The sequence below is a fragment of the Flavobacterium sp. GW821-FHT11G01 genome (assembly GCF_058808175.1).
The window spans coordinates 12937-32275 of record NZ_JBXARK010000007.1 but is presented as its reverse complement, the minus strand read 5'-3'; the positions used below and the strand labels follow the sequence as shown (position 1 = coordinate 32275).

The following is a 19339-nucleotide window of genomic DNA, read 5'->3' as shown; positions in this document are numbered from 1 at the left end:
CATGTAAATTCGAAAAATACTTTGGACGTATTTCATGTGAAGTATGATCCGGAAACCTTGTTTTAAGATCAATCGATGTACTATTGTAATTCTCTAATAAAGTGTACCTACAGGTGCACTTTTATAACACTAGTTTCTAGATATTTTTTTTAATTTGTTTAAGTGGAAGGGTAACTATAAATTCAGCGCCATTTTCTTTTTCTCCATGAGCTATAATAGTTCCATTGTGCCTGTTAATTATTTTTTGGCAAAGTGCCAGTCCAATCCCGTTTCCTTCGTATTCATTTTTTGAATGAAGCCTTTCAAAAGCAGCAAATATTTTTTTTGCATAAAGAGGATCCAGGCCAATACCATTATCTTTGAAAGAAATTTCAATTGATTCAATCGAGTTGATATTCTTTATAGCGGATGTAATAATAATTCTCGGAGGCTGGTTGGCTTTTGTGAATTTTAGTGCATTTTGGATAAGATTATAGAATAGCTGATGAATAAGAATAGGGGCTCCCTGGATTTCAGGAAGATCCTCTATGATTAGAATGGCACCTTTTTCTTTTATTATAAGCTCCAGGTCTGTTTTGATGTTTTCCAAGAGTTCGTTTAGGGAAATCTCTTCAACTGGCTGAGTGCTTTTGTCCATAGTGGAATAGGCAAGGAGCCCTTCAATTATGCCTTGCATGCGGTTTGCAGAATGGGCAATTTTGTTTAGGTGCATAATCGAACGGTCCGGCAGTTGCTTTGCAATCTCATTTTTTAAGAAAGCATTGAAAATCTTAATTTTCCTGACCGGTTCCTGAAGGTCATGGCTCACCACATTGGCAAAATGCAGCAGATCATCATTAGAACGACGGAGTTCCAGTGTACTTTCTTCGATCTTTCTTTTCAGTTCTACTTCAAATTCCTTTTGCTTATGTATATCCTGTACAACTCCTAAGATTGTTAAGGGGGCACCTTTTTCATTTTTTATGATTTTTCCAAAAACTTTAATCCACTTCTGGGACTTATTTTTCTGTAAAATTCTGGCTTCGTAACAAACTACTCCGTTGAGTATTGCATCTTTATGAGCTTTTTCCCGAAGGTGGCGATCATCTGGATGGAGTTTCTCTATCAATGCCTCTACAGTAATTTCAGAGTCGATAGACCAAAGCTTTTTAAAATTATCGGATGTTTTGATCCTATTTGTTGTAACGTCTATTTCATATGTTCCCATGCCACAGGCCTCGATTGCCATAGTCAGCATTTCATCGGAGTTTACTATTTGACTTTTTGCTTCATGTAATTTAGTTACTTCTGTACAGGTATGTAACACGCCATAGACAACTCCTGTTTCATTGAGAAGAGGTGTAAAATTATAATTAAAAAAAAGAGGCGTCACTATTCCCTTTGGCAGGATATTAAGTTTTTGATCGTAGGCCTGAAAAGGCATTCCTGTTTTCATTACTCTTAGAATTTCTTCGCTAATCGAATCTTTCTCAAACTCAGCAGTGATATCAGCGAATTTTTTTCCTATAACCTGCTCGCCTTTATTCCATAAATTGCGCATGGCGGGATTAGCAAATGAAATTACTAAATCATCAGTACAATAAACTGCAGTGGGCACAGGCGTTTGTAGTATTATATCTTGTAGAAAAATTAAATTATTCTGCACATTTGTTAGCTTTATGGTTTATGCTAAAGTAGTGTACTACCTAAAAAGTTATGTTATAGAATTTATACTAATGATTGCACAACTCCAATTTAACTCAGCCATAATGGATTATGGTCGGTAATCTTTAAAAATACCATATATTTTAAGATTATTGCCTTGTCGAAATTTATTAAGCATTTATATAGTACTTTTGTAAATTGTAAATCCCCTCCAATATGACAAGTCCTAAAAATTCAACCGTAACTTCTAATGATTTAGAAGAAAAAGAGCCACTAAAAATTATATTGGCTGAGGATGATAAAGATGATCAGGAATTATTTATGGAAGCTCTGAGTGCAACAAAAGTACCTTCTGAAGTTATTACGGTAGAAAATGGTGAAGAATTAGTTAATACCATGAAAGATCCGGCTGAACCAAAGCCTGATATTGTTTTTATTGATATAAATATGCCTATTAAAGGAGGTAAGGAAGCACTAGAAGAAATAAAAAGCGATAAAGAACTTAAGGAGATTCCTGCGGTTATGCTTTCCACTTCCAATCACCCAAAAGATATTGAAGAGACTTTTAATAAAGGAGCTAACCTCTATGTACAAAAACCAAGCTCTTTTACCGGCTTTATTCTCATCCTTAAAAAAGTATTCATTCTCCATTGGACAAAAGCTTTAATTAATCCGGTTAAAAATATATTTTTTGTTTCTGAAAAAAATATTTCTCATAAGAATTAATATAATATATTCGAGACTAAACTTCTTAGACCTTGATTTTGCTACATTTCTTGTTTTCAAAAACACCATGTGCCACGATTCTGCCACAAAGCTCAAAGTAGTTATTTGATTTCAGTGAACAGTTATGAATTGTATCTTATTTGTACCTCACATTCATTTAGTATTACTAAATAATGCAAAATTATTTTCTGGAGATGTAATTAGTAAAATATTTTAAAAGATTGCCTTTCTTTTCCATTTTGGGCTAAAACTTTTGTCCTGTGTTTACTTTACGTATGAACTTCACTTTATCAAATTCGAAGTAATTGGACTTAAATAAAATTTAATGTTGTTGGCAGATTGCTTTTTTAGAAAGTTAAAATAGATTCAGACATGTTATCTTGCCATTTGTGGCATTCAAATAATATACTTATGAATTATTTATCTGTTGCTGGTTGAATTATTTCACGAATTGTAGCCCAACCAGTTGGGCTTTGTTTATATCTGACATAAACAATCATAGAACGGCCTTTAAATATAAAAGGGTTTCCATTTCCTTTTTTGGGTGTTCCTTTAATAGTAAAGAGGGTTTGCTCAACAGCAGTTCCGCCATTGATGAAAATATTTTCAATTTTATTTTCAATAAATTCTAAATGAAAACTATCAAGTGTTCCTTTTAATCCAGGTTTCAGTGATTCTCTTCCTTTTTCTATACTATTGTAATTTAGGGTTTTAATTACATCAGGATGATGATATAAAAGTATTCTGTCAACATCTCCACTTGCAAATGCTAATCTTATAGCATTACCAGTGTTTATCAAAGAATCACGATCTGCTGTGCTTCCGTTAAAATCATTATTGGTTTGAGAATATGAAGGTGAGAAAATGAAAAGAAGTACAATTAATAAAATAGACAGGTGATTTTTTACATTTATAATTTTCATTTTTTAAGAGGTTTTATGTTATAATTCAGTATATATTATTTTAGAAAACATTGAAAATTACAACAAATAAACTCATATATCTAATATAATACCTTTGCTTAACGCTAATGGAACAAAATAAACTTTATCTCATTCAATTTGTTTAATCATTATAAGTATCCATCGATGGCGGTACAAATTTAAGCAAAACATCACTTACTATCCTAGCGAAAAAGGAATTGAAAAAAAACGAGTTAAAATATTATTTATCAATACTTTAACCCGTTTGTTTGTAGTTGTTTTGTGTTATTTTGTCTTGCTATTTTCCGATGCAGAAATTAGCAAAAATATTCCCTAACAATTCGTCATTTGAGACTTGACCAGTAATAAGTCCGAATTGATATAAAGCTTCACGAATATCAAGTGCAATCAAGTCACTTGAAAGATTCGTTTCTAATCCAAATTTTACTTTTTGTATTTCATCTAAAGCTTTTAATAATGAATCGTAATGTCTTGTATTAGTTACAATTGTTTCGTTATTTCTTAAAGCTCCTGTATTGACAAAAGAAAGTAATTCATTCTTTAAATCATCAACACCAATTTTTTCTTTGGCAGAAATTAATAAAAGCTTTGCATTGAGGTTTTCAAGCTTTGATGTGATGTTTGAAACTTCATCAGCTGACAATATATCTTTTTTATTTACTACAATTAATAAAGGTTTTAGCGGATATTTATTTTTTATTTGTTCAATCTCAGAAACAAACTCAGAACTTGAAACCTGAAATTTTAAACCATCAAACAAATAAATTACAACTTGTGCCTGTTCTATTTTTTCGAAAGTTTTTTTAATTCCGATGCTTTCCACAACATCTTTCGTTTCACGGATTCCTGCAGTATCAATAAATCTAAAACCGATTCCGCCAATGACCAATTCATCTTCAATTGTATCTCGGGTTGTTCCTGCAATGTCTGAAACAATTGCACGTTCTTCGTTTAATAAAGCGTTTAACAAAGTCGATTTACCAACGTTTGGCTCTCCAACAATCGCAACCGGAATTCCGTTTTTAATTACGTTTCCAACAGCAAATGAATCAATTAAACGTTTTAAAACAAATTCAATTCGATTTAATAATTCATGAAATTGCGTTCTGTCTGCAAACTCAACATCTTCTTCAGCAAAGTCTAGTTCTAGTTCAATTAGTGAAGCAAAATTCAAAAGCTCTTCTCGTAGTTTGGCAATTTCATTACTAAAACCACCACGCATTTGCTGCATTGCAATTTGGTGCGAAGCTTCATTATCTGACGAAATTAAATCGGCAACTGCTTCTGCTTGCGATAAATCTAGTTTGCCATTCAGGAAAGCTCTCAATGTAAATTCTCCTGCATCAGCCATTCTACAGCCTTTTCTCAATAATAACTGAATAATTTGCTGTTGAATATAGGTTGATCCGTGGCATGAAATTTCAATTGTATCTTCACCTGTATAAGAGTTTGGTCCTTTGAAAACAGAAACTAGTACTTCATCCAGTGTTTTTGAATCATCTATAATATGCCCCAAGTGCAAAGTATGCGTTTTTTGCTTGGTCAAATCTTTGTTTTTGATGGATTTAAAAACCGAATTTCCGATAGTGATTGCCTCGGAACCTGAAATACGAATGATAGCAATAGCACCTGCTCCGGACGGAGTAGCCAATGCAACTATAGAATCTTGATTTATCATGGTGCAAAGGTATAAAAAAAAGGCATAAAGTTCCGAAGAGGAAGTCAGGGAGTATATCTTGTTTTTACTTTTTAAAAGTAATATTTTAAGAATTTATTAAATGTTAAATTACTGATAATTATCAGGTTGTTTTGTTTTTAGAATGATTAAATTTGAGAAAACAATACTCTAATCTTAAGCAAAATGAAAAAGATATTATTTCCCACCGATTTTTCTGAAGCAGCTACTAACGCATTTGTTCATGCTTTAGAATTTGCAAAAATTGTCAATGCCGAACTGGTTTTGTTGCATACTTTTGAAATTCCGGTTTATGACAGTCAGTTTTTTCCGGAAAATTACGCTTCGATTTACAGCTCAATCGAGTTGGCTAAATTTGAGATGTTTAAAGATGAAATTCCGAAACTTAGAACGATTGCTATCGAACGAAACTTAGAGGATATAGTGATAAAACATCGTCTGATGGATGGTGATTTAATTTATAATTTGAAAAATGCTGTTAAAGAGGATAATATTGATTTTGTTATTATGGGAACTTCAGGTGTCTCAGATTGGACTAAATTTTTTACAGGATCAAATACAAGCTCCGTAATTTCTGAAGTTAATGTACCGGTTTTATGTATTCCTGTTACAGCCAAATTTCATAAAATCAAAATTATTGGCTTTACTACCCGTTATCGTGAAAAAGACAAAACAGAACTTCGTAAAGTGCTTGAAATTGCCAGAAAAACCAATGCAAAGGTAAAAAGTCTTTATGTTAAAACATCGAATTCAGATGTGCCGGAAACCACTGTAAAAGAATGGGAAAAAGAATTTGCCAATGATAATGTGGAGTTTTTAGTATTGCCAAGCGATGAAGTTAAAGAAACTATTCTTGATTTTATTCTTTATAAAGACATTGATATTCTGACCACTATAACACATAAAAGATCTTTCTTTGAAAGTATCTTTGAATCCAGTTTTACTAAAAAAATTGCCAAAGAAGTTTCGGTTCCGGTTTTAGTAATGCATGAAACTTAAAAATCGTTTTTTTAAGATTGATTTTATGATGCAAAACTTATATTTGTATTTCCTCAAATCAATAAAATGAATTCATATCAAAATAAGGTCACACATTATTCAGAGCTTTTTAATAAAATCAATAAAAGATATAATAGCATAAGTTTACTACGTTTATTAAGTGTTTTTCTGTGTTTGTTTTTGTCGTTTTATTACGTCAAGACCAATGAAACTCTTTACGTAATACTTGCTTTTCTGTCTTTTGTTGGTTTTATTTTTTTAATGCGAATCCACTCCAAATTATCTTTTCAAAAACAGCTGACAACAGCTCTTCTACGAATCAATCAAAATGAGATCTCCTATCTAAAAAGAGAAAAGATTCCTTTTGAAAATGGAATTGAATTCAACGATTTCCATCACCCTTATGCTTACGATTTAGATATTTTTGGTGAACATTCTTTGTTTCAAAATCTAAACAGAACTGCTACTTATATTGGAAAAAAAACATTGGCGAATCAATTATTGACCCAACTTCCAAATGAAGTAATTCTTGAAAATCAGGAAGCAGTAAAGGAACTGAAAACGAAAATGGATTGGAGACACGATTTCCTGGCATTGGCAACAATCAGTAATGATTCAAAAGCCTCTTTTGATTCTTTATTGCATTGGAATTCATTTAAAAATAATACTTTACCTAAAGTTTTAGTTGCACTTTCTTTTGCAGGTCCAATTTTGTTTTTTGGAGTTTTAATAACTTATTTTATTACTTCGAAAACCATTTTATTATCTTATCTGACGTATATTTTTATTGCTAATTTGATGATTTTAGGTAAGTCAGTTAAACGAATTCAATCGGAGATAGCAAAAGCAGATAACGTTGATAAAATTATAAAACAATATAGTTTGCTGCTTCAGAAAATTGAATCAGAAAGTTTTAAATCCAAAAAGCTGCTTGATTTACAACAACAGCTCATTTTTAAGAAGGCAACTGCAAGTGTTCATCTAAAACAATTGTCAGAGTTGTTTTCGAGAATGGATACTATTAATAATTTTGTAACAGCAACGGTTTTTAACGGAACATTTTTATTTAACCTTCACGTTTTAAAAGCGTTATTGAAATGGAAAGAAAATTATTCTGCAGAATTTGAGAAATGGATTGCTATTATTGGAGAATTTGAAGCTTTAAATAGTTTGGCAAATTTGGCCTATAATAATCCTGATTTTGTTTTTCCTGAAATCAATTCAGAATATAAAATCGGATTTAAAAATTTAAGTCATCCATTATTGAATCCGACAAGCAGAGTAGGGAATGATACTCATTTTTATCCCGAAACTTTTATGATTTTAACGGGCTCTAATATGTCCGGTAAAAGTACTTTTTTAAGAAGTTTGGGTGTGAATATGGTGTTAGCTGGAATAGGATCAGTTGTTTGTGCTTCAGAAGCTAATATTCATCCACTTCCAGTTTTAGTTTCAATGCGATTATCCGATTCTTTAGCGGATAGTGAATCGTATTTCTTTGCATAAATCAAGCGTTTGAAACAAATTATGGATGCTTTAGAACAGAAGCCTGCCTTTGTTTTATTAGATGAAATTTTAAGAGGAACTAATTCTGACGATAAACGAAATGGGACAATTGAAGTAGTAAAAAAGATCATAGCCAAAAATGCAATAGGAGCAATAGCCACTCACGATATAGAAGTTTGCCTCACAACAAATGATTATCCGGATACTTTAACGAATCAATGTTTTGAAGTCGAAATCAAAAATAACGAACTTCATTTCGATTACAAACTCCGCAACGGAATCTGTAAAAATAAAAGCGCTACATTTTTGATGCAGAAAATGGGGGTTATTTAGGAATTTTAGAATTCAGATTTTGATCTACAATATGGAATTAACCGCAAAGCACGCAAAGATTCTGATTAACACGTTTTAATAAAACCGAAAAGTTCGCAAAGCTTTATCTAAACTTTGCGAACTCTGCGTAAATCTTTGCGGACTTTGCGGTTCATCTAAAATCTAAAATTACTTCTGCATTTCCTTAATCGTATTCACAAAAGCTTCTACCGGTTGAGCACCAGAAACTGCATATTTTCGATCAAAAACAAAAAACGGAACTCCTTGTACTCCAATTTCATGAGCTTCGGTAATATCGTGCTTTACATCGTTTAAATAAAGGCTTTCATTTTCTACAACTTCTTTTACTTCAGAAGCATCTAATCCAGCCTGGATTCCTAATTCGATTAAAGTTTGAGCATCATTTAAATCTTTTCCTTCTGTAAAATAAGCTTTAAAGAAAATCTCTTCCATTTCATCGCCTAGCTTTTTAGTTTTTGCTAAATGAATAATACGATGAGATGTTAAGGAATTGGAAATAATCGCTTTATCAAAATGATAATCCAAACCAACGCTTTTTGCGCGTTCTGTCACACCTTTATGCATTTCTATAGATTGTTCAACTGAAATACCTTTTCGTTCGGCTAAGAACGTATAAACGTCTTTTCCAGATTGAGGTGTGATTGTCGGGTCAAGTTGAAAGCTTTTCCACTCAATTTCAAAATCATTTTCAGGAAACGCTTCCAGAGCGGTTTCCAATTGTCTTTTTCCGATATAACAAAACGGACACATGATGTCCGACCAAATTTCTATTTTCATAAGTACAAAGTTAAAGAAAAATTGTTTCAGGTTTCAAGTTTCAGGTTTCAAGTTTCAGGTTTCAAGTTGAATGGCTTGAGTAGAGTTTAACCACAGAGCACGCAAAGTTTTTTCTATTATCAGGATTTTTAAAAACACAGAGTTCACAAAGCTTTGTGGACTCTGTGTTTTTGAACTCAATCTATCTCCAAAAAAACTTTGCGTGCTCTGTGGTTAAATTTCAAAGTGAACTTGAAACCTGAAACTTGAAACCTGAAACCTGAAACCTGAAACAAAAACTCACCAAAATAAAAAACCGCAATTCGTTTGAAAGAATTGCGGTTTCTAGGTATAAAAAATGGTTGGTTAATAGCGATATTTTTTTTTACAATGATATGTCTTTAATTCGAAACTAAAAAAAATCCCTGTAACAAAAAGAAGTTTTGATGTTAACTATTTAACATTACAGGCATTACCAACATAGTAACAGTTTCTCCTTCTTCTAAACCATCAACTGGTGTAAGGATCCCGGCTCTGTTAGGCAATGACATTTCTAACATGATCATGTCTGATTGTAAGTTTGTCAACATTTCAGTTAAAAAACGAGAATTGAAACCAATTTGAAGATCATCTCCTTGATAATCACAAGTCAATCTTTCTTCTGCTTTGTTTGAGTAATCAATATCTTCTGCAGAAACATTTAATTCAGCTCCGGCAATTTTTAGACGAATTTGGTGTGTTGTTTTGTTTGAGAAAATGGCCACACGCTTAACTGAACTTAAAAATAAAGAACGGTCAATCATTAATTTGTTTGGATTTTCTTTTGGAATTACCGCTTCGTAATTTGGGTATTTACCATCAATCAAACGACACATCAAGATATAATTGTCAAATGAGAAAGTCGCATTTGAATCGTTGTATTCAATTTTAACTTCAGCATCAGAACTTCCTAAAATACTTTTTAAGATATTCAAAGGTTTCTTAGGCATAATAAAATCAGCTACCTGAGACGCTTTCACATCTGTACGTGCATATTTTACCAATTTATGAGCGTCAGTAGCAACAAAAGTCAAACCTTCTGGTGAAAACTGGAAGAAAACTCCAGACATTACCGGACGTAAATCATCATTTCCAGCAGCAAAAATAGTTTTACTAACAGCAGTTGCCAAAACATCAGCAGGAACCAAAGTTACAGATGGATCTTCAAGACTTACTGATTTTGGAAATTCTTCTCCTGCAGCATATGCCAATGCATATTTTCCTGAATTAGAGCTGATCTCTACTGTATTGTTATCTTCAACTGTAAAAGTTAAAGGTTGTTCTGGAAATGTTTTTAAAATTTCAAGCAAAAGTTTTGCAGGCACAGCTACACTTCCTTTACTTTTAGAATCGATTGATAATGTAGCTGACATTGTAGTTTCAAGATCTGAAGCCGAAACTGTCAACGCATCATTGTCTAGTTCAAATAAAAAGTTGTCTAAAATAGGCAACGTGTTGTTACTGTTAATTACACTACCTAAAACTTGTAATTGTTTTAGTAAGTACGAACTCGATACTATAAATTTCATCTGTTTTGTTTTATTTTTTGATGTGTTTTTTAGCAATTTGGAGGCTAAATATACGGATTACAAATATATCGTAAACAATCTTACTTTCGCAATTTTTTTATTAACATCTATTTGCTGTATTTTCTTTTTCTCATGTAAGTAAATGCAAGTCCGAAAACCAATAAAATTAGAATTGGAAGTCCGATAGTTATGAATTGCGTCATCGTGTAGTTTTCATAAACTTTATCCTTATCTAATAATGGCAAATCGACATCTTTGCTTCTAATGTTAATAAGTCCGGTATCGTCTAAAAGATAATTGATGCAATTCATCATAAAATCTTTGTTGTCGTATAAATTTCCGGTACGTTGGTCATAACCTAATTCTACCGGCATCAAGTTTTTATCTAATTGATTTCGGGCCAAATCTCCATCGGCAATAACAATCATTTTGTTTGGTTTTCCTTTTGCCTGAAATGCACTTTCTTTGAAAGGTAAAACGCGATTTTCAAAAGCCGAATGAAATTCTCCTTCTAATAAAACAGCTAAGGCTGAGTTTCCTTTATTTAAATATTCCTGTGGAGTTGTTTGTTCAGTTACAATATTCAAATTGATTTCGGTTGGAGTTCCAATTTTCTTAGAATATTGAGACGATTGCAATAAAACCGTTTTCTTTATTCCATTTTTTAAAGTATCGATCGGACTTGCAAAATCAAATTTTATTTCGCCTAAATTTTTAACGATTGGATGTTTGCTTGAAGGAATTACAACAGGAGCGTATTTCCATTTAAATTCCTGATATTGAGTTGCACTTCCTTGTTCTCCGGTTGCTAGTTTTATTGGGCTTCCGTATTCGTCTTTTATTAAATCAGGATTAATTCGGAATCCGTATTTAAAGAACATATCGTTCAAATTCAAATCTCTCGGATAGGCCAGAGTAGCGCCAGATTGATTGTACAAACTGTCCATATCAGCAGAAACCTGATCAATTAACCACAATGTTTTTCCGCCATTCATAATAAACTGATCTAAAACCTGTTTTTCTTCATCAGAGAAAGTTTCAGTTGGTTTTGATATAATGGCTAAATCATATTTTTTAAGTGCATCTAAAGTTCCGGTTGGATTTTTACTAACAGAATCCAGCGTGAAAGGGCCTATATAATAACTTTCCTTAATTTGTCTCAACATTTTAGCAACATGAACCTCGTTCATTTCGCCATTTCCTTTTATAAAAGCAACTTTCTTTTGTTTGGCTTTGGTAATTTTATTAATAGCATCAGCAATCGAATATTCTAAATGCTGAATCGATCCAATTACTTTCTGCGTGGTCGAAGCACCCATAATGTTTTTCAACAATGGAATATTAACTTCTTTGTTATCATAAACTGCAATGGCCCACGGAAAAACCATTGCCTGAGATTGTTTTCCTTTATCGTCAACAGTTATATTTATTGGCGTTAATCCTTTTTGGTAAAGTGATTTTACCATTTCCATGCTTTCGTCTTCGTTTTCCATCGGATTTACAAATTCGAAAACAATATTGCTGTTATAAGCCTGAAATTCTTCTAATAATTGTTTGGTTTCCTGTTGCAAACGTCTGAAATCTGCAGGAAGATCGCCATGCATATAAATTTTAATCGAAAGCGGATTTTTAACTTGTTTTACAATTTGTAAAGAAGTTTCAGATAAGGTATAACGTTTGTCTTTGGTTAAATCAAATCGCTGGAAAAACAAAGTTCCCAATACATTTAAAACGATTAAAACGAAAATAGTAATACCTAACGTTTTGATATTTTGTTGAGTAGATGCTTTCATTACGCTTTAAAAGATTTTAATTGATAAACTGTAAAAGACAGAAACAATACTGTAATGCTTAAAAAATAAATAACATCACGTGTATCGATAACGCCGCGACTCATACTTTTAAAGTGATCCTGCATACCAAATGCCGAAACAATATTAGAATCTCCCGGAATTAACGTAGCTAAACCCTGAAAACCAAAATAGAAGAAAAAACATAGAAAAACCGCAATGATAAAAGCGACGATTTGATTTTCTGATAGAGTAGAAGTAAAAATTCCGATAGCAGAATATGAAGCAATCAAAAACAACAGTCCGAAATAGGAACCAATTGTGCTTCCCATATCGATATTTCCTTCAGGTAAACCCAAATTTGAAATCACTTTTACATAAATAAATGTTGGAATAATTGCTAAAACAATTAGGAATAAAGAACCTAAAAATTTTCCGTTTACAATTTCCCAAATCGATAATGGTTTAGTTAAAAGCAGTTCTAATGTGCCTTGTTTTTTTTCGTCAGAGAAACTTCTCATCGTTACAGCCGGAATCAGGAAAATCAGAATCCAAGGTGCTAAAGTGAAAAACGGAGTCAAATCGGCGTAACCAGTATTTAAGATATTGTAATCTCCTTCAAAAACCCATAAAAATAGTCCGTTACTAATTAAGAAAATAGCAATGACCAAATAGCCAATAGGAGATCCAAAAAAAGATTTTATTTCTCGTAAAATGATTGATTTCATTCTTGTTTTTTTTTTTATTTGTTTCAAGTTTCAGGTTTCAGGTTGCCAACTTTGCGTAAATCTTTGCGGACTTTGCGGTTAAGTTAACCTGAATTTTGAAACTAATTTAAGCTTACTAATTTATCAACGCTCCAGGCTTCAGGCTTAGCATTGAATAACTTCTTTGTAAAATCCCAAACGGTATTAAAAAGTTCTGATTGTCTGTAATTTTCTAAATCAGCTTCGGTTTCCCAATAACTGTAAGTAAAAAAGATACATTTGTCATTTTTATCCTGATACAATTCTAAAAAACGGTTTCCTTCTGCATTTCGTATTTTGTCTTTCACAGTTTCGAAATTATCCAGAAAATCCGGGATTTTTTCTTCATGAAAACTCATTTTTACTATTCTGACAAACATATTTGCAATTTTAGATTTTAGATTGTTGATTTTAGATTTTGAATGACTAAAGCTCCAATATGCGGGCAAAAATACCAAAATAGATTGTTCTTTTATATAAAATTTTTAAATTCCAATTCTGTAATTTTAAATTCCACATTTCCAGTGTTTTCAAATCTAAAATCTAAACTCAGAAATCTAAAATTGTTAAAGGAACTGAATCGTAATCACATCCCGATAATTCAATCCCAACAAGCTGTTGGCAGAACCTACTTTTGAAGGATTACTTCTAAAAATGGCAATTTCGAGAAAACCGGCCTCATTAAAAATGGCTAATTTTTCGCCTTCGTAAGTTTTAATTGGATACTTCTCAGAAGTTGCAATTGCAGAATAATTCGGTAGAATTGTTTTGATGCTTTTCGGTTTCATTACGATTTCGTACGGGCGACCTTTGGCAACTTCTACAAATTGTTTTTTAGAAATATTAGTTACAATATTTCCAAAATGATCAATGTAAATTACATAACCTTTTAGTGAATTTCCATCGTTGGCAACCACCGCTTGTAATTCAGTTATTTGTTTAATTTCCTGAATTTCTTTACCAATAACATTCAATAAGCCACCTTTTGCAATATGACAGGCCACTTGTATAAAAATATCCAAATCGCTGAATTCAATCGGAAAACGATCGTGAATGTTGATTTCGACAATTTTCTGCGGAACGATTTTCTGCGTAAGCATGCTAAGAATTCCATTATCAGCACAAATAAAATAATGATCATTCCATTGCATTGCAATATGCTGATTTTCTTTATTACGTTCAATATCAACACCAATAAGATGCACCGTGCCTTTAGGAAAACTCAAATAAGAGGCGCCAATAACATAACTTGCTTCGGCTGTATTAAACGGATCAATATCGTGCGAAATGTCAATGATTTGAACCTCTGGATATTCAGAAATAATTTTACCCTTCAGCGAGCCCACAAAGTGGTCTTTTAAGCCGTAATCAGTAGTAAGGGTAATTATTGACATAATTTTGTTTATAACTATTGGTAGTATTTAAATCTAATTTTCATTAAATTTGAGAAATGCAAATCTAATAATACTAAATACAAATTGAAAGAAGAAAAGACAATTTGCATTTAAAGATATGAACATACCCGACAACAATAGATTTACAAAACAAATTTATTTTTAATTTAAAACTACCTCATTTGAACGAAAGAATTATCGAGCTAATAGACATCGCTCCAAAAGACTTTTGGGGCGCTCAAGACACTCATCTTGAAATAATTAAAAAGTACTACCCAAAGCTTAAAATAGTAGCAAGAGGGACGACTTTAAAAGCATTTGGCGAAAAAGAAGTTTTAGATGAATTCGAAAAAAGATTTCAAAGGTTGATGCTCCATTTTACCCGATACAACAACATTGATGATAATGTAATTGAACGCGTAATTATGAGTGATGGTCAGGATGAAAGAAAATCATACGATCATGACAAAATATTAGTTCATGGTGTTGGCGGTAAAATAATTAAGGCCATGACGCCTAACCAGCAATTACTGGTAGATACCATCAAAAAAAATGATATGGTATTTGCTGTTGGCCCTGCCGGAACCGGTAAAACTTATACCGGTGTAGCAATGGCGGTTAAAGCGCTTAAAGACAAAGAAGTTAAAAGGATCATACTAACGCGACCAGCGGTTGAAGCAGGAGAAAATCTTGGTTTTTTACCCGGCGATATGAAAGAAAAACTAGATCCGTATATGCAGCCTCTTTATGACGCTTTGCGCGACATGCTCCCAAACGAAAAACTCGAAGATTATATTTTAAAAGGTATTATTCAGATTGCGCCACTGGCATTTATGCGTGGGCGCACACTTGATAACGCCTTTGTAATTCTCGATGAAGCACAGAATACAACCCACTCACAGATGAAAATGTTTTTGACGCGTATGGGAAAAAACGCCAAGTTTATGATTACGGGAGATCCTGGACAGGTCGATTTACCACGCAGAACTATTTCAGGTCTGAAAGAAGCCATTTTGGTTCTGAAAGACGTTGACGGAATCGGAATTATTTATCTGGATGATAAAGATATCGTGCGTCACAGATTAGTGAAAAAGGTAATTGACGCTTATAAACAAATAGAAAATCACGATTAATTTTATAAAATGTCAAATGTAAATCGTGAAATGTGTTTTGACATTTATTAATATTCGTTTTCTACATCATCTTTTTAGAATGTGGAAAACGAATATTTTTTTGCGACTAATCACATAAATTAGCACAAATTAATTCGCGGAAATTTGTGAAATTCGTGGCAAAAAAATAGAGGATTAATAAATCAGTTTAATCTGCGGCAAAAAACAAAACAACAAGCATTTCAGAAAATGAAACAACTAGATGATTTCTATTTAAAACAAGAAGAACCTGTAAAAGGTGTATTTCTTGCTTTAAAAGAAATTATTCTAAAACAAGACAAAGACATTGCGCATGTTTTGAAATACGGAATGCCCTTTTTTTGCTACAAAGGAAAAATGTTTTGCTATTTATGGATTCATAAAAAACACAAACAACCTTATATCGGAATTGTGGAAGGAAAACATTTTGACGAACCTTTTTTACTGCAGGAAGCGCGTTCCAGAATGAAGATTATGTTGTTTGATGCTGATGAAGATTTACCTTTGGAACAAATTGAAAAGGTTATTCAAAAAGCAATAAATTTATACAAATCCGGAATTATAAAAATTTAAATTATCTAAAATTCAATATTTAACGAAATAGTTAAATAAATAATAAACTTCTCTCATTTCGGGGTTTTAAGACTTATAATCTTTGTTCTTCTGAGTGTAAAGCAGTAAATTTGCATTTTATAAATACTTGATCTTTAATATGACTAAACTTAAAAATATAAAAGTTGTAGTAAGCGACCTTGACGGAACTTTACTTAATCCTCAACACAAAATTTCAGATTATACCAAATCAATTTTTCAGGAACTCCACAATCAAAATTATCTTATCGTTGTAGCTACAGGTCGTCATCATCTTGATGCTATGGCTATTATTGAGACACTTGAAGTTCCTGTTTATTTAGTGAGTTCAAACGGAGCGAGAATTCATTCCCCTAATAAAGAAGAACTTTTTTCATTCAATTTAGACAGTGAAGTTGTGAAAAATGCTTTGAATGTTGATATTGACCCTGAAATCACAGTAGTTTTATTCAAAGAAAATGTTTGGACGACTAACAGAATTAATGAAAAATTAAATGCTTTTCAATCTGAATTAAAATATCGCCCGGAACTGGTAGATTATAAAACTTTGGAAGATTTTGGAGCAATCAAAATTTTCTTCTCCTGTGATGATCATGAAAAATTAGTGAAACTAAAAGATGCTATTTTAGCTAATTCTTCAGAACATTTGCATCATGCTTTTAGTTTGCCAACATGTTTAGAGTTTATGGATAAAGCTATAGATAAAGCAGTTGCAATCGAGAGAGTTTTAGAAAAAGAAGGATTTACTTTAGAAGAATCAGTTTCTTTTGGAGATGGATTCAATGATGTTCAAATGTTATCTGCATCTGGAAAAGGCCTGATTATGGGAAATGCACCAGCTTTATTGAAGGAAACCTTACCTGATTTAGAAGTGATTAAAACCAATGCAGAAGATGGTGTAGCCAAATATATTTCTTCTAAAATTCTAAATAAAGAATTTGCAGTAGGTTAATTAGATTTTTTAAATTTTTAATAAAAATACAATCCCTGAAGGTAATTCTTCAGGGATTTTTTATTTTAAATGAACAATTCATAAAGGATTTCGCAGGCAATTGACAAAAAGATTTTTTTAATAATTTTCAAAGTGTATTTTTGTTTTCTCAAAAACTACCACAATGACAAAAAACATTTTTATCCTTGCCTTTTTATTTTTCTGTGTTACTGGAAATAGCCAAAATTTGAAGTTAGAAGAAATAATGAAGGGCGAATCTTTTATTGGAAATCAACCCACAAACGGACGCTGGTCTTTAGACGGAAAAAAAGTTTATTTTGAATGGAATCCGAAAGATGAAGTAGGGGCAAGCACTTATTTTTGGCAAAAAGGAATGACAAAACCAGAAATTGTATTGCCAAAAGAAGCCGTTTTTTCTCAAATGGATTTTAAAGCAAAGCCCGGATCTGACGTTGTTTATTATCTGGATAAAGGAAGTTTGTATTCGTATTCAATTCAATCTAAAGTTTCAAAAAAACTGATTCAGGAATCAACTCCAATTTCTAATTTACAATTAGGATCTCAAGCCGGAGTTTTATTTTTTGCACAAAACGATAATATCTTTAAATACAATACCAAAGAAGGTACAATTTTACAGATTACTAATTTTAGCAAAGGAGTTAAAAAAGAAACAAAACCTGAAAAAGAAACTTTTCTAAATACCCAACAAAAGGAATTATTTCAGTTTATAAAAGATAAGGAAGCCAGAAAAAAATGGAATCTTGCGAAAAGCAAAGAGGTTAAATCTGATTTTGCGAAAGAATATTTTTATGGTAAAGATGATTTCAATAATTTAAAAGTAAATCCAAACGGAAATTTTGCCACTTTTAGATTAATAGAAGATACAGAAATCAAAAAAGAAAAGATGGAAGTTTTTATAACTGCTGACGGGTATAACCAAACTCCGGATACAAAGGAAAAAGTTTCTACAGCTAATTTTGTAAAAACAAAATTCGGAATTTACTCTGTAGCAAAAGACTCTGTTTATTATGTGAATTTTTCGACTTTAAGTCATATTCAGGATACACCAAAGTATTATGAACAGTATGATAACTTGAAAAATAAGGCAAAAGAAGATAAACTTATTGTTCCTCAGGCACCAATTTACAATGAAGACGGATCGTTGGCAATTGTTGAAATCAGAAGTCAGGATAACAAAGACAGATGGCTGATAAATTTAAATTTAGATAAAGGAACTTTTGAAGAAATTGAATACCAACACGATGAAGCCTGGATTGGCGGACCTGGAATTCCGGGATATTCATTTTCTTCTGGAAATTTAGATTTCCTTGCTGATAACGAAACGATTTATTTTCAATCTGAAGTTACAGGATACTCTCATTTGTACACTTATAATGTAAAGACAAAAAAGAAAACACAAGTAACACAAGGGAATTGGGAAGTTCGTGATGTTACTTTATCTAAAGATAAAAAAGTGTTTTATTTAACCACAAACACAACACATCCTGGAAATAGAAATTTCTATAAATTAGCTGTTGCTGATGGTGTTTTACAACCGATTTTAACCAAAGACGGGGCACATGAAGTTGTACTTTCACCAGACGAAAAATCGCTTTTAGTTCGTTATTCGTATAAAAACATTCCTTGGGATTTTTATGTTGCAGACAATAAAAAGAATTCAACTTTGCAGCAAATTTCTTCTTCAAGAACAGAAGCTTTCAAAAAATATCAATGGAGAACTCCTGAAGTAATCACATTCAAAGCGCAAGATGGAACTCCGGTTAACGCAAGAATTTATACGCCTAAAGCAGAAGCGGCCAACAAAGCGGCTGTAATTTTTGTTCATGGCGCAGGGTATCTTCAAAATGCTCATAATTTTTGGAGTAATTATTACAGAGAATATATGTTTCATAATTTGTTGACTGATTTAGGTTATACTGTTTTGGACATTGACTACAGAGGAAGTGACGGTTATGGTAGAGACTTTAGAACCGGAATTTATCGTTTTATGGGAGGAAAAGATTTGTCTGACCATTTGGACGGAAAGAAATTATTAGTTCAAAAATATGGTATTGACGCCAACAGAGTAGGTATTTATGGAGGTTCTTATGGTGGTTTTATCACTTTAATGGGGATGTTGACAACTCCGGGTGAATTTACTTCGGGAGCGGCTTTGCGTTCTGTTACAGATTGGGCACACTACAATCACGGATACACAGGAAACATTCTAAATTTTCCGGAAACTGATCCGGAAGCTTACAAAAAAAGTTCTCCGATTTATTTTGCAGATAACTTAAAAGGAAATTTAGTTATGCTTCACGGAATGGTTGATGATAATGTAGAATATAAAGATATTGTACGTTTGTCTCAACGTTTTATAGAATTGGAGAAAAAGAATTGGAGTTTAGCTTCTTTTCCTGTTGAATCTCATGGTTTCAAAGAAACGTATTCATGGATTGATGAATACGGCAGAATTTTAAACTTATTTAATTCAACACTTTTGAAAAAATAAGTTTTTAGTT

The 19339-nt window shown here is 32.2% G+C and carries 15 protein-coding genes and 1 pseudogene; 7 read left to right on the top strand and 9 right to left on the bottom strand.

Translation table 11 applies throughout. The annotated features are described in order from the left end of the window. Positions 1 to 136: 136 nt before the first annotated feature. Complete coding sequence (locus AC1RRN_RS13720; RefSeq protein ID WP_492967824.1) at positions 137 to 1645, bottom strand: PAS domain-containing sensor histidine kinase; 1509 nt, start codon at positions 1643 to 1645, stop codon at positions 137 to 139. Between the two features lie 215 nt (positions 1646 to 1860). On the opposite strand from AC1RRN_RS13720, the gene AC1RRN_RS13715 reads away from it, so the two are divergent. Continuing rightward, positions 1861 to 2370, top strand: a complete 510-nt coding sequence (locus AC1RRN_RS13715) for a response regulator (protein WP_492967823.1) — start codon at positions 1861 to 1863, stop codon at positions 2368 to 2370. A 416-nt stretch (positions 2371 to 2786) separates the two neighbouring features. Here the strand turns inward: AC1RRN_RS13715 and AC1RRN_RS13710 are convergent, their stop codons facing one another. Together AC1RRN_RS13710 and mnmE are read right to left on the bottom strand one after the other, a co-directional pair. After that, positions 2787 to 3293 (bottom strand): YybH family protein, encoded by a 507-nt coding sequence (locus AC1RRN_RS13710; protein ID WP_492967822.1) that lies wholly within the window; start codon positions 3291 to 3293, stop codon positions 2787 to 2789. 298 nt (positions 3294 to 3591) lie between these two features. Further along, on the bottom strand, positions 3592 to 4992 hold the full coding sequence (mnmE, locus tag AC1RRN_RS13705) for a tRNA uridine-5-carboxymethylaminomethyl(34) synthesis GTPase MnmE (RefSeq protein ID WP_492967821.1): 1401 nt from the start codon (positions 4990 to 4992) through the stop codon (positions 3592 to 3594). Positions 4993 to 5175: 183 nt separating this feature from the next. On the opposite strand from mnmE, the gene AC1RRN_RS13700 reads away from it, so the two are divergent. Both AC1RRN_RS13700 and AC1RRN_RS13695 read left to right on the top strand, forming a co-directional pair. Further along, on the top strand, positions 5176 to 6009 hold the full coding sequence (locus AC1RRN_RS13700; protein WP_492967820.1) for a universal stress protein: 834 nt from the start codon (positions 5176 to 5178) through the stop codon (positions 6007 to 6009). Positions 6010 to 6075: 66 nt separating this feature from the next. Beyond that, positions 6076 to 7848 (top strand): annotated as a pseudogene (locus AC1RRN_RS13695) (MutS-related protein). Between the two features lie 168 nt (positions 7849 to 8016). Here AC1RRN_RS13695 and AC1RRN_RS13690 read toward each other — a convergent pair. The 6 genes from AC1RRN_RS13690 to AC1RRN_RS13665 all read right to left on the bottom strand — a co-directional run bounded on the left by AC1RRN_RS13690 (position 8017) and on the right by AC1RRN_RS13665 (position 14123). Further along, the gene (locus AC1RRN_RS13690; protein WP_492967819.1) at positions 8017 to 8646 is read right to left on the bottom strand and encodes a DsbA family oxidoreductase; all 630 of its coding nucleotides are present in this window, start codon (positions 8644 to 8646) and stop codon (positions 8017 to 8019) included. A gap of 428 nt (positions 8647 to 9074) precedes the next feature. Next, positions 9075 to 10193 (bottom strand): DNA polymerase III subunit beta, encoded by a 1119-nt coding sequence (dnaN, locus tag AC1RRN_RS13685; protein WP_492967818.1) that lies wholly within the window; start codon positions 10191 to 10193, stop codon positions 9075 to 9077. 107 nt (positions 10194 to 10300) lie between these two features. Beyond that, a complete protein-coding gene (gldG, locus tag AC1RRN_RS13680) occupies positions 10301 to 11986 on the bottom strand; it encodes a gliding motility-associated ABC transporter substrate-binding protein GldG (protein ID WP_492967817.1) in 1686 nt (561 codons plus the stop codon). Beyond that, positions 11986 to 12711, bottom strand: a complete 726-nt coding sequence (gldF, locus tag AC1RRN_RS13675; protein ID WP_492967816.1) for a gliding motility-associated ABC transporter permease subunit GldF — start codon at positions 12709 to 12711, stop codon at positions 11986 to 11988. The genes gldG and gldF overlap by 1 nt, the downstream gene beginning before the upstream one ends. A 101-nt stretch (positions 12712 to 12812) precedes the next feature. Then, on the bottom strand, positions 12813 to 13109 hold the full coding sequence (locus AC1RRN_RS13670) for a putative quinol monooxygenase (protein ID WP_492967815.1): 297 nt from the start codon (positions 13107 to 13109) through the stop codon (positions 12813 to 12815). A gap of 186 nt (positions 13110 to 13295) precedes the next feature. Then, complete coding sequence (locus AC1RRN_RS13665) at positions 13296 to 14123, bottom strand: SAM hydrolase/SAM-dependent halogenase family protein (protein ID WP_492967814.1); 828 nt, start codon at positions 14121 to 14123, stop codon at positions 13296 to 13298. Between the two features lie 182 nt (positions 14124 to 14305). Here AC1RRN_RS13665 and AC1RRN_RS13660 point away from each other — a divergent pair, with 182 nt between their 5' ends. The 4 genes from AC1RRN_RS13660 to AC1RRN_RS13645 all read left to right on the top strand — a co-directional run bounded on the left by AC1RRN_RS13660 (position 14306) and on the right by AC1RRN_RS13645 (position 19329). Next, a complete protein-coding gene (locus AC1RRN_RS13660) occupies positions 14306 to 15256 on the top strand; it encodes a PhoH family protein (protein ID WP_056190794.1) in 951 nt (316 codons plus the stop codon). 228 nt (positions 15257 to 15484) lie between these two features. Further along, positions 15485 to 15847 carry a DUF1801 domain-containing protein gene (locus AC1RRN_RS13655; protein ID WP_492967813.1) on the top strand — a complete coding sequence of 121 codons (363 nt, stop codon included), beginning with the start codon at positions 15485 to 15487 and terminating at the stop codon, positions 15845 to 15847. Positions 15848 to 15986: 139 nt separating this feature from the next. After that, positions 15987 to 16817 carry a Cof-type HAD-IIB family hydrolase gene (locus AC1RRN_RS13650; protein WP_492967812.1) on the top strand — a complete coding sequence of 277 codons (831 nt, stop codon included), beginning with the start codon at positions 15987 to 15989 and terminating at the stop codon, positions 16815 to 16817. A 163-nt stretch (positions 16818 to 16980) separates the two neighbouring features. Then, positions 16981 to 19329, top strand: coding sequence for a S9 family peptidase (locus AC1RRN_RS13645; RefSeq protein WP_492967811.1), 2349 nt, complete (start codon positions 16981 to 16983; stop codon positions 19327 to 19329). Positions 19330 to 19339: the final 10 nt, after the last annotated feature.